Source organism: Croceicoccus marinus, assembly GCF_001661675.2.
Taxonomy (GTDB): Bacteria; Pseudomonadota; Alphaproteobacteria; order Sphingomonadales; family Sphingomonadaceae; genus Croceicoccus; species Croceicoccus marinus.
Window position 1 is genome coordinate 524,165 of sequence record NZ_CP019603.1, and the last position, 11,850, is coordinate 536,014.

Consider the following 11,850-nt stretch of genomic DNA (forward strand, 5'->3'; position numbering starts at 1 on the left):
CCTAACGAGAAGGATAGGTGGTCAGCGCCGCGCGCGCTGTGCAGTCTTTGCGCCAAGGGAAAGGATCATCACATGACTAAGAACCGTTACTGGCAGCTCGACGCACGGCCCGAGGGGGAGGATTTCTCCTCTGCGCTGAGCATGGCGGCGGAGCAGCTCGCCCCGCTGGAGGATGGCGAGATCCGCCTGAAGACGCGCTTCCTGTCGATGGACGCGGGCACGCGCATGTGGATGAACTCTCGCGAGGACGGCTATCAGCCGCCGATCCCGTTGGGGTCCAAGATGGCGGGGCAGGCGCTGGGCCGGGTGACCGAAAGCCGCGACGACCGCTTTCCCGTCGGCGCGCTGGTGCGGGTGTTCGGGCAGTGGGCGGATTATTCCACCGTGCGCCCCGACGACGCCTGGGCGGTGCTGCTGGACGACGACATCGACGACGAGCGGCAGCATTTCGGCGCGCTCGGCCTCAACGGCTGGACCGCGCTATATGGCGTAAAGGACATATTGGGCATCAAGGAGGGCGAGACGCTGGTCGTGTCCGCCGCGGCCGGCGCAACCGGAAGCCTGGCGTGCCAGATCGGGCGCAACCTGGGCGCCAATGTCGTGGGCATCGCGGGCGGGCCGGACAAGTGCCGCCACGTGGTGGAGAACCTGGGCGCGCGGCAGTGCATCGACTACAGGAACAGCGATGTCGCGGCGGAGCTGGCGAAGCTGGACGGCGGGATCGACGCCTATTTCGAGAATGTGGGCGGCAAGATCCTGGACGCTGTGCTGCAGAACATGGCGCTGCACGGGCGCATCGCGGTGTGCGGCATGATCGCCAATTACGCATCGGACGAGCCGACGCCGGGCCCCAGCAATTACGACCAGGTGCTGATGCGCCGCCTGCGGATCGAGGGTTTCCTGCTGCCCGACGTGCCCGAACGCGGGCCGGAATATTACGACACGATGAAGCGCTGGTACCAGGAAGGCAAGATCACTTTGCCCTTCGACGTGACCGAGGGGCTCGAGAACGTGCTGACCGCCTATGCCCGCATGATGACCGGCAAGAATACCGGCAAGGTGCTTGTCGATCTCGGCACCGAAAACGGCTGAAGGACGGGGGCGTGCCGACGATCGACTATCGCAGCGAATTGCAGTGCCTGGTCGCGGTGCGCGGCCATCCGTTCGACCGCAACGCCTTTGCCGCGATGTTCGAGGGGATGGAGGGTATCGCCGTCACCATGGTCGACCAGCCCGCAGCCGCGCTGCTGATGAACCCCGCGGCCATGCGCGGTTTCGACGTGCTGGTGCTGTATGACATGCCGGGCCTGGATTTCGATGCGCCCGATGATCCGCCCGCCTATGTCGACCCGCCCGAGGAACTGGCGAAGGGCCTACCCGCGCTGCTGGAGGAAGGGAAGGGCATCGTCGCGCTGCATCACGCGCTGGCGGGCTGGCCGACATGGGATTTCTACGGCGAGATGCTGGGCGGGCGCTTCCTCTATCATCCCGGCACCGTGCGAGGCGAAGCGGTGCTGGACAGCGGCTATGCCCACGACGTGACGCAGCTTCTGACCCCGGCGGCGGACCATCCGGTGACGCGGGGCCTGCCCGAAAGCTTCACCCTGACCGACGAGCCCTATCTGGCCGAGATCTTCGACGGTGAGGTCACTCCGCTGCTGCATTCGGACGCGAAATATACGCGCGATCATTTCTTTTCCGCGCAACACGCGGTGCGCGGCGAGATGTATTCGCGCGAGGGGTGGGACCATGCCCCAGGCAGCAATCTCGTGGGCTGGGCGAAGGAAGTCAGCCGCAGCCGCCTTGTCTATCTGCAGCCGGGCGACGGGGCGGGGGCTTACGGCAATCCCCATTACCGGCAGCTGGTCGAGAACGCGATCCGCTGGACCGCGCGCCGCCTGCCCGAATAGAACAGGCGGCGCGCGGCGCGTTTACTGCGTGATCATCCCGCCATCGACGGTGAACTCGACCCCGGTGCAATAGGCGCTTTCGTCGCTGGCCAGGAACAGGTTCATGTTGGCGATGTCCTCGGGCTCGCCGAAGCGGCCCATCGGGATGCTGGCGACCAGCTGGTGATAGATCTCGGGATTATCCTCGAGCGCGGTCTTCTGCATGTTGGTCATGATCATGCCGGGATGCACCGTGTTCACGCGAATATTGTCGGCCGCGCATTCCAGCGCCACCGTCTTGGAAAAGATCCGCACCCCGCCCTTGGCCGCGGCATAGGCGGCGGTGTTCGCCACCCCGACCTGCCCGACGATCGACGAGATGTTGATGATCGACCCGCCGCGCCCGATGCGGCGCATCAGCTTCACCGCGCGCTGCGTGCCGTGGAACACGCTGTTGAGGTTGATGTCGCACTGCCGGTTCCATTCCTCGACCGTGTAGTCGACGATGGGGCGCAGGATCGCGATGCCGGCATTGTTGACGATCACGTCCAGCCCGCCGTGGTTCTCCTCGATATGGCCGAACACGTCGTCCCAGTCGTTGGTGCTGGACACGTCATGCGCCAGCGCCTCGGCCGAACCGCCCTTTTCGGCGATCAGGTCGACGATTTTCTGCGCGCCGTCTTTGGACAGGTCGGTGATGACGACATGGGCGCCTTCCTCGGCAAAGCGGATCGCGGTCGCGCTGCCCAGGCCGGGCATCGAGGCTCCGCCGGTCACCAGCGCGATCTTTCCTTCAAGTCTTGGCATTGGGGGGTCTTTCCTTGCTGTCTGCGATCAGTAGCGCACGCCCACGGTGAGGCCATAGGTCCGCGGTTCGCGCGCGGAGGCGAAGGAGAACAGCCCTGCCACGGTGAAGGCCGCGGTCGTCCCCCTGTCGTCAAGCAGGTTGCGGCCGAACGCGCTGACATAGGCCTCGGCATCGCCGATCTCGAAATTGGCGGTGAGCGAGGCGTCGAGCAGGTTCTGCTGATCGGTGCGCACGCGCGGATCGTTGCCGTTCACGATGACCGGCCCGTTCACCAAATCGCCCGTCAGCGGGCCGAGCGAGATCTGCTGGTCGTACTTGCCGATGAAGCGGTATCCGACCGTGCCGACCAGCTCGCCGAAGCTGACAGGCTGCGCGTATTCGGCGCCGACGGAGGCGGTGACGTCGGGGCTGTAGATCGGGTCGTTGTTCGAATAGTCGAACGGCAGGATCACGCCGTTCAGTATATTGCCCGCGATGAAATCGTCGAACTGCGCGTCGAGCAGGCCCAGCGTGGCATTGATGCGCAGATTGCGCACCGGCCGGAAGCTGGCGTCGGCCTCGATCCCCTTGATCGTGGCGGAGCCGACATTGTTGGTGATGGTCTGGTTGCCGGTGGGGCCGCCCGGGATGGTCGTGTTCTGCTGCAGCCCGTCATATTTCGAAATGAAGCCCGCCAGGTTGAACTGCAGCGTGCCGTTCAGCAAATCGAGCTTCGATCCGATCTCGTAGCTGTCGACGACTTCGGGATCATAGGGCGTCGATGCCGTCTCGGCGGTCGCGGCACGCGGGCTGAAGCCGCCCGAACGATAGCCGCGCGACCAGCTGGCATAGAACATCGCATCGGGATTGGGCCGCCAGTCGACGCCCACCTTGGGCGTGAACTTGCTGAAGCTGTCGTCGCCCTCGCCGATCAGGCCAAGCTGGGCAAAGCTGTTGCGCAGCGTCTTTTCATCGCGCGTCCAGCGTCCGCCGAACGACAGGCGCAGGTTTTCCGCAAATGCCCAGTTGAAGTCGCCGAACGCGGCATAGCTCTTGGTCGTTCCGCGCACGCTTTGCGGATTATTGTCGAAGTCGATCGGATCGACGGCGGGCGCGAAGCCGAAGACCTTGGTGTACTGGACCAGGTCAAACTCGGAATCGAAATAATAGCCGCCCACGACATAGTCGAATCCGTCGAACAGGTCGCCCGCGGCGCGCAGTTCCTGGCTGAACTGCTGATAATCCTGGATGCGGCGCGGGTAATACAGGTCGGTATAGGTCGAATCGAAATCCTGGGTCTGGTTCTCGCTCGACTTGCGAAGGCTGGTGACCGAGGTGAACAGGATCGGCCCGGTGTCCCAGTTCGCCTCCGCCGTGATGGACGGCGCTTCATAGCTGCCGCCGGCGGGCTGGCCGAACACGGTGTAGAGGTCGTCGGTGGTGTTGCGGTTGCACAGCTCGGGCGGGGCGAAGCCGCAGAACAGCTCGGTATCGTTGGTGATCACCGAATTGACCACTTCGAAGTCCTGCACCTGCTTCTCGACGGTCAGCAGCAGGTCGAAATCGTCGTGCGGCTGGACCGCGATGGCGACGCCGAAATTATGGTTGGTCGCGCCGCCGCGGCGCTCGCCGGTCTGTCCGTCGCGGTAGAAGCCGTCGCTTTCGTTATAGAAATAGAACGGCTTCACGCCGATGACGTCGCCGATCCCGAAATTCAGCACGGCCCGCGCGCTATAGGTGCCGAACTTGGCATAGGACGCCTCGGCCTTGATGCCGGTTTCGAACGTGGGGCGGGTACGGCGGATGTTGATGACGCCGCCGATGGTGTTGCGCCCGAACAACGTGCCCTGCGGCCCGCGCAGCACCTCGATCTGTTCGATGTCGAAGAAATCCAGCAGCTGGCCGGTATTGGTGCCGATGAACACGCCGTCGATGACGACCCCGACGGTGGGCTCCTGCGACTTTTCGATATCGGCATAGGTCAGCCCGCGGATCGACAGGTTCGCCGCAGCCGCGCCCGAGTTCTGCTGGGTGATGAGCAGGTTGGGCGCCTCGCCCTGAAGGTCGCCGATGTTCAGCGAGTTCTTGTTCTCCAGCATCGCGGCATTGATCGCGGTGATGGCGACGGGTGTGTCCTGCAGCGCTTCCTCGCGGCGGCGGGCGGTAACGATGATAGCGTTGGGATCGGTGCTGCCCTCGACCGGGCCGGCGGCGGGGGTGGGTCCTTCGGGATCGGGGACCAGGTCGGTGTCCTGGTTCGTGGCCTGCGCGCAAGCGGCTTGTGTGACGAACATCGCCGATCCTGCCAGGGCGGCGGCGGCGACGGCACGTGCAAATCCGGATGCCATGTTGAAATTCTCCCTCTCCCGCCGGCGGTGTGTCCCGCCGGTCCCTGTTCATCTTGTCGTATATTTTGCCGGCAAAGCGTCACTGTGCTTTGTGTCAGGTGCCAGGAAGCGGCCATCTGCCGACCATGACGGCCAAAGCTGACAGGAGAGATCATGACCCAGAACCGCCGCTTCATCCTGCGCCGCCGGCCCCAGGGCGACCCCGTGCCGCAAGACTTCGAACTGGTGGAGGAGGACATCCCCGCCCCGCCGCCGGGCGGCTTCACGATGCGCAACGTCTATTGCTCGCTCGACCCGGCGCAGCGCGGCTGGATGTCGGACGAGGAAAGCTACATGCCGCCGATCCCGCTGGGCGATGCGGTGCGCGCGACCTGCGTGGGCACGGTGCATGCCAGCGACAATCCCGACTTTCCGGCCGGAAGCTGGGTGATGAACCTGAACGCGATCGAGGATTACACCGCGGTCGAGCCCGGCCATTTCACCGCGCCGGTCGACGTGTCGTTGGCGGACAGCCCTTCGCGATTCCTGTCCGCGATGGGCGCGGTGGGGCTGACGGCCTATTTCGGGCTGACCGAGGTGGCCAGGCCGCAAAAGGGCGAGACATTATGCGTCAGCGCAGCCGCCGGGGCGGTGGGATCGGTGGTGGGCCAGATCGGCCGCATCATGGGCTGCCGCACCATCGGCATCGCGGGCGGCCCGGAAAAATGCCGCCGCCTGGTCGAGGATTACGGCTATGACGTGGCCATCGACTATCGCGGCAAGGACCACGACGCCCTGCGCGCCGAACTGGCCAGCGCCGCGCCCGACGGCATCGACATCGTGTTCGAGAACGTGGGCGGCCAGATCCTGGAGGCCGAGATCTTCGAGCTGGCGAAGAAGGCGCGCATCGTGCTGTGCGGGCTGATCAGCGAATATAACGCGGTAGAGCCGCACGGGCTGAAGAACCTGTGGCAGGTCATCGTCAAGGAAGCGACGCTGCACGGATTCCTGGTGATGGACTATGCCCCGCGCTTTGCCGAAGGCGGCGCGCAGATCGCCGAATGGATGCAGCAGGGCCGCATGCGCATCGACGAGGATGTGCAGCACGGCATCGAGAACAGCTATGACGCGTTCATGCGGCTGTTTTCGGGCCGGAACACCGGCAAGCTGATCCTGAAGATCGGCTGATGCCAACGGGTCCGGGCGGTGCCGTGGGCCCCGCCCGTTCGCGCTTCAGAACTGCACGCGCTTGGTATAGCCGCCGTCGACCACGATATTCGCGCCCGTCATCGCCTTGCAGCTCGGCGATGCGATGAAGGCGATGGTGCGGGCCAGCTCGTCCCCGTCGGTCAGTCGGCCCATCGGGATCTTGGACAGCGTATCCTCGTAGAACTCCTTCATGTTGTCGCGGATATAGGCCCATGGCCCATCCTCGCACATCACGGGGCCGGGGGTGATGCAATTGGCGCGGATGCCCTTGCCAGCAAGGTTCTGCGACAGCGCGGCGGCATAATTCATCACCGCCGCCTTCAGCGAATTATACGGCTGCACGCCCATGAATTCCTCGACCGCGCCGGTCGAGCTCATGCAGATGATCGACGCCGCATCCGATTTTTCGAGGAACGGCATGGCCGCCTCGATCCCGCGGCGCATCGGCAATATGTCGGTCTTCAGGATCGTTTCCCAGCCATCATCGGTGTCCTCGCCCGGATTGGCGGAGGTGAAGCTGATGAAGATGTCGCAGCCGCCGAGCTTGTCGGCTGCCTCCTTCACGAAGGCGGGGACCGCGCCCGCGTCGGTCACGTCCAGCGCCTTGGCATGCACGGTCACGCCGCTGGACTGCAGTTCGCCGACGACGGTGTCGACCTTGTCCTGCGTGCGGCCGCAGATCGCGACATGGCACCCTTCTGCCGCGAGTGTCTTGGCGACCTTGCGGCCGATACCGCCGTTCGCGCCGATGAGAATGGCTTTCCTGCCTTTCAGGCCCAGGTCCATGCGACAATCCTTTCCCTTGGTGTGATCCGCTCCGCGCATCGTGCGCGCGGATTTCGATGCAGCCTTACACTAGGGCCGCCCGCGCGCCGCATCGACTGCCCTTTTGCCCAGTGCTGCGCGCTGCCGCGCGGTGATACCCAAGGCGCAAACACACGGGAGAAGCAAGGATGACCAGGCTGAACGGAAAGCGCGCGCTGATCGTGGGCGCCAGCAGCGAAGGCAACATGGGACAGGTGATGGCACGCCGCTTCCTGGCGGAAGGCGCGGCGGTCACGGTCGCGGGGCGCAAGCAGGCGGTGCTGGACGATTTCGCGAAGGAAAACGGCGCGACCGCGATTCCCTGCGACCTGACGCGCGAGGACAGCGTGAATGCGCTGGTCGAGCAGGCGCATGACGCGATGGGCGGCATCGACATCGCGGTGAACGCGACCGGCTGGGGCCTGTTGACTCCGTTCCTCGACAATACGCGGCAGCAGCTGGAGCAGATGACCGCGCTGCAGCTGATCGGGCCGTTCCAGCTGTATCAGGCGCTTGTGCGCAAGATGGCGCGTTCGCATGGGGGCAAGGGGGGATCGATCATCCAGATCTCAAGCGCGACGGCGAAGATCATGCTGTGGGACCATTCCGCCTATATGGGCACCAAGGCGGCGACCGATCACATCATCCGCTGCGTCGCGAACGAGTTCGGGCATGAGGGCATCCGCGCCAATTCGATCTCGCCCGGGCTTACCGAAACGCCGATGACGGCAGAGGCGGGCGAAGTGCCCGGCCTGCTGGAAAGCTTCCTTCCCGGCTATCCGCTGGGCCGATACGGCACCAGCGATGACATCGCCGCCGCCGCCGTGTTCCTGGCCAGCGACGAATGCTTCATGACGGGCGAGAACCTGCAGGTGAACGGCGGGCTGTGCCTGCGCGGCAATCCCACGCCCGACCAGATGCAGGCCTCGATCGCCGCCGCTGCCAGCGATTAAGCGCTGGTTTTCTCCTGCTCGATCAGGGCGGCGACTTCGGCGCGCAGGCGGTCCTTGCGGACCTTGCCCGATGCGGTGCGGGGGAAATCATCGACGAAGACAAAACGTTCGGGGGTCTTCTGCTTCGCCAGCCCGCTGTCCTGCACATGGCGGCACAGCGCGGCGATGTCCGGTGCGCCGCCCTCGCTGATGACATAGGCGCACACGCCTTCGCCCAACCGTTCGTGCGGCATCGCGACCACGCTGGCGTCGCGGACTTGCGGATGGGTGCGCAGCACGTCCTCGATCTCCACCGCGCTGATATTCTCGCCGCCGCGGATGATCAGGTCCTTCTTGCGGCCGGTGATGGTGATCGCGCCTTCTTCCGACAGCACGCCCAGGTCGCCGGTCTTGAAATAGCCGTCCGCGTCGAAGGCGGCGGCGCTTTGTGCTGCGTCGGCATAGCCCAGCATCATCGACGGGCCGCGCGCCAGGATCTCGCCCTCGGTGCCCGGCGCGACCGGATCGCCCGCGTCGTCCACCAGCTTCACCTCGTAATCCACCACCTCGCCATCGGTGCGGGCGGCCAGCGCGGGATCGTCGGGCCAGCCGAAGCTGACCAGCGGAACCTCGCTCGCGCCGAAGACGCGGAAGGCCTGCAGATTGTCGAACGCCGAATTGGCCGACGGGATCAGGTCCGGCGGCACCGCCGCGCCGCCGCAGGCGAACATGCGCATCGACGGCAGCCGCGTGCCCGCCCGCCGCGCGGCATCGGCCAGTTCGACCAGGAAGGGCGTGGCCGCGACCGTGCCCGCCACCTCGTACCGCTCGATCAGGCGGACGGCCTCATCGGCGTTCCAGCTTTCCATCAGCACGACGCGCGTGCCCACGATCAGCGGCGATTCCAGCCCGTTGGCATAGCCCGACACATGCGTCACGGGCGATGGCATGATCAGCGTGTCGCCCGCCCCGATGCGCCAGTGTTCATAGCTTTTGCGCACGATATTCTCGAGCGTGTTGTGGCTGTGCAGCACGCCCTTGGGCCGCCCGGTGGTGCCCGAGGTATAAAGCACCAGCTTCACCTTGGCTGCGTCGACTTCGGGCCGGTACGGGGGAAGGCTGCGGCCTTCCTCGACCATGGCGGCGAAATCGTTTGGCCCGTCGCCGCGCACGGTGAAGACATGGGCCAGGTCGGGCAGGTCGCCGCGGATCCTGTCCGCCATTTCGGCAAAATCATAGCGGCGGAACCGGGTGCAGGTGAACAGGGCCCGCGCGCGGCAGTCGCCCAGCATCATCGTCACTTCCGCATCGCGGTAGATCGGCACGATGGGGCTAAGCACCAGCCCGGCGATGGCGCAGGCAAGGTCGATGATCGCCGCCTCGTGCCAGTTCGGTGTCTGGAACGCCACGACATCGCCCGCCGCGAAGCCGCGCGCGTGCAGCGCACCCGCCAGTGCCTGCGCCTCGTCCAGCCATTCGCGCCGGGTCAGGTCGCGGCCCTCGTCGATCAGCGCGACGAAGCCGGGATCCTCGTCCACCCTCTCCCGCGCCAGATCGGCGATGGTCTTGCCCCGCCACTGGCCTGCAAATCGTGCAAGCTGCGGCGGCAATCGCTCCAGCCAGCGCCAGGGCGCCTCCACTCGGTCCATCGATCCTGCTCCTTTCCCGCATCCGTTCTGAAGCGAATAAGGGGCAGGGGCCATTGGCGTAAATAATAGGGTGCGGCCCTGACGTCTTTATGGGTCAGGCGCCGCGCCCCCGCGACAGCAGCGCGCCCACGCCGACCGCCGCCGCCCCCGCGGCCAGCGCGAGCAGCGGGTGCTTCTGCGCCTCCAGCATCAGGCTGGTGCGGCGCGTGTAATAGTCGCGGCTGCCTTCGACCAGCCCGTCCTTGCGCGGCTGGTACAGATTGTCGCGCGCCGCCGGATCGCCGGGATTGCCGGGATCGACCTGCATCATCTTGCCCAGGCCCTTCATCGCCGCATCGGTCGCGCGCTTGGCGAAACGTCCCCCAAGGCTGATCATATAGCCGTTGCCGCCGACATAAAGCTGCCGCCGCGGATGTTCGGCGGCGAACAGGATCGCGTCGGCCACCAGGCGCGGATCGTACAGCAGCGGGGGCAGGCGGGCAGGCTCGTCCATGTAGTTGCGCGCATGTTCGGGATAGGGCGTGTTGATCGCCGACGGTTTGATCAGCGTGACCGAGATCGGCGCCTTGTCCTGCCGTAGTTCCACGCGCAGCGCATCGGTGGCGGCCTTTACCGCGTGCTTGGTGGCCGAATAGGATCCCTGCAGCACCATCGCGCGGTCGGACAGCACCGATCCCAGGTTGATGATCGCGCCGCCGCCCCTGCCGCGCAAGTGCCGCGCCGCCACGATCGAGCCGTGGAGCAGGCCGAAATAGTTCACGTCGAAGGCGCGGCGGTGATCCTCCATCGGAATCTCGTCCATGCGGCCATAGATCGCGGCGGCGGCATTGTTCACCCATGTGTCGAAGCCGCCGAAGCTGTCGATCGCGGTCTGCGCGATCCGCTCGACATCCGCTTCCACCGAGACATCGGCGGTGCAAATGGCAACTTTGCCTCCATCGGCGCGAAGTTCGGCGGCGATCTCGTTCAGCGCCGCTTCGTTGCGGGCCGCGAGCACCACCGACGCGCCGCGCGCCGCCGCCTCTTTCGCGGCGGCGAGGCCGTTGCCGCTGGTGGCGCCGGTGATGACGATGGTCTGCTGGGCGATGGGCTTGAGGCGGATGGGCATGAAGGCGGGTTCCTTGATGGGAAGGGGGAGCCGTAAAGGCGCAGGCGGGGCACATCGAACCGATGCCGCAGCGGCGGATAGGTTCCCCGCAGCGGGCAGAAAGCTGGCGATCGATGGCTTCGCGCGCGGGTCGCAGGGGCGTTTTCCCGCCGATTCCGGCTTGGCGCTGGCGGCCCTGGCACTATATCGGGCGTGCCTGCGTTATGGAACAGCATGTCCGATCGTCTTAAAGTCCTGCTTCAATATCTGCTGCCCAAGCAGCGCCTGACCACCATCGCCGGCGGGGTGGCCGGCGCAAGGGGAGGGCGCATGACCACGCGGCTGATCGGCTGGTTCGTGCACCGATACGGCGTGGACATGGGCGAGGCGGGCAATCCCGACATCGCCAGCTATGCGACGTTCAACGATTTCTTCACTCGCGCGCTGAAGCCCGGGCTGCGGCCCATCGCCGATGCCGATTTCGTGTCGCCGGTGGACGGCGCGATCAGCCAGTTCGGATCGATCGACGATCACCATATCCTGCAGGCCAAGGGCCACCGCTTTACCACGACCCAGCTGGTCGGCGGCGATGCGGAGCTTGCGGCGCGCTTCCGCCATGGCAGTTTCGCCAATCTGTACCTGTCGCCGCGCGACTATCACCGGCTGCACATGCCCTGCGACGGCACGCTGATGCGCATGATCTATGTTCCGGGCAGCCTGTTTTCGGTCAATCCGGTGACCGCGCGGGGCGTTCCGGGCCTGTTCGCGCGCAACGAGCGCGTGGTCTGCGAATTCCAGTCGCCGCAGCATGGGCCGTTCGTAATGGTGCTGGTCGGCGCGACCATCGTCGGCAGCATGGCGACCGTGTGGCACGGCGTGGTCAACCCGAAGCGCACCGGGCGGATTTCCGAATGGTCCTATGCCGACAAGGACATCTTCCTGCGCAAGGGCGAGGAGATGGGCCGCTTCCTGCTGGGATCGACCATCGTGATGCTGTTCGGGCAGGGCACCATCGCCTTCAACAAGGACTGGGCTCCCGAACGCGCGGTGCGCCTGGGCGAGACGATGGGGATCCGTCCCACCAGCGGCTGAGGGGGCGCGATCGGGCGTTCGCGAAGGGGCGCAACCTCTCATTCCCGTCAGGTTGTCTTGCCGCCCGATAAGGG

General features: G+C 65.7%; 10 protein-coding genes. 5 read left to right on the forward strand and 5 right to left on the reverse strand.

Going from position 1 to position 11,850, the window contains the following annotated elements:
* Nucleotides 1-72 precede the first annotated feature (72 nt).
* Together A9D14_RS16575 and A9D14_RS16580 are read left to right on the forward strand one after the other, a co-directional pair.
* Nucleotides 73-1,092: an NADP-dependent oxidoreductase gene (locus A9D14_RS16575; RefSeq protein WP_066850397.1), complete on the forward strand. Its 1,020-nt coding sequence runs from the start codon at nucleotides 73-75 to the stop codon at nucleotides 1,090-1,092.
* 11 nt (nucleotides 1,093-1,103) lie between these two features.
* On the forward strand, nucleotides 1,104-1,910 hold the full coding sequence (locus tag A9D14_RS16580) for a ThuA domain-containing protein (protein ID WP_066850400.1): 807 nt from the start codon (nucleotides 1,104-1,106) through the stop codon (nucleotides 1,908-1,910).
* Nucleotides 1,911-1,931: 21 nt separating this feature from the next.
* Here the strand turns inward: A9D14_RS16580 and A9D14_RS16585 are convergent, their stop codons facing one another.
* Nucleotides 1,932-2,696, reverse strand: a complete 765-nt coding sequence (locus A9D14_RS16585; protein ID WP_066850402.1) for an SDR family NAD(P)-dependent oxidoreductase — start codon at nucleotides 2,694-2,696, stop codon at nucleotides 1,932-1,934.
* 27 nt (nucleotides 2,697-2,723) lie between these two features.
* Nucleotides 2,724-5,024: a TonB-dependent receptor gene (locus A9D14_RS16590; RefSeq protein ID WP_066850404.1), complete on the reverse strand. Its 2,301-nt coding sequence runs from the start codon at nucleotides 5,022-5,024 to the stop codon at nucleotides 2,724-2,726.
* A 153-nt stretch (nucleotides 5,025-5,177) separates the two neighbouring features.
* Here A9D14_RS16590 and A9D14_RS16595 point away from each other — a divergent pair, with 153 nt between their 5' ends.
* Complete coding sequence (locus A9D14_RS16595; protein ID WP_066850405.1) at nucleotides 5,178-6,191, forward strand: NADP-dependent oxidoreductase; 1,014 nt, start codon at nucleotides 5,178-5,180, stop codon at nucleotides 6,189-6,191.
* 45 nt (nucleotides 6,192-6,236) lie between these two features.
* Here the strand turns inward: A9D14_RS16595 and A9D14_RS16600 are convergent, their stop codons facing one another.
* Nucleotides 6,237-6,998 (reverse strand): SDR family NAD(P)-dependent oxidoreductase, encoded by a 762-nt coding sequence (locus A9D14_RS16600; protein WP_066850406.1) that lies wholly within the window; start codon nucleotides 6,996-6,998, stop codon nucleotides 6,237-6,239.
* Between the two features lie 167 nt (nucleotides 6,999-7,165).
* Between A9D14_RS16600 and A9D14_RS16605 the strand changes: the two genes are divergently transcribed.
* Nucleotides 7,166-7,969, forward strand: coding sequence for an SDR family NAD(P)-dependent oxidoreductase (locus A9D14_RS16605; RefSeq protein ID WP_066850407.1), 804 nt, complete (start codon nucleotides 7,166-7,168; stop codon nucleotides 7,967-7,969).
* Here A9D14_RS16605 and A9D14_RS16610 read toward each other — a convergent pair.
* Nucleotides 7,966-9,597 carry an AMP-binding protein gene (locus A9D14_RS16610; protein ID WP_066850409.1) on the reverse strand — a complete coding sequence of 544 codons (1,632 nt, stop codon included), beginning with the start codon at nucleotides 9,595-9,597 and terminating at the stop codon, nucleotides 7,966-7,968. The genes A9D14_RS16605 and A9D14_RS16610 overlap by 4 nt on opposite strands.
* Before the next feature lie 94 nt (nucleotides 9,598-9,691).
* Nucleotides 9,692-10,705, reverse strand: coding sequence for an SDR family oxidoreductase (locus A9D14_RS16615; RefSeq protein WP_066850411.1), 1,014 nt, complete (start codon nucleotides 10,703-10,705; stop codon nucleotides 9,692-9,694).
* A gap of 213 nt (nucleotides 10,706-10,918) precedes the next feature.
* On the opposite strand from A9D14_RS16615, the gene asd reads away from it, so the two are divergent.
* On the forward strand, nucleotides 10,919-11,776 hold the full coding sequence (gene asd, locus A9D14_RS16620) for an archaetidylserine decarboxylase (RefSeq protein WP_066850414.1): 858 nt from the start codon (nucleotides 10,919-10,921) through the stop codon (nucleotides 11,774-11,776).
* Nucleotides 11,777-11,850: the final 74 nt, after the last annotated feature.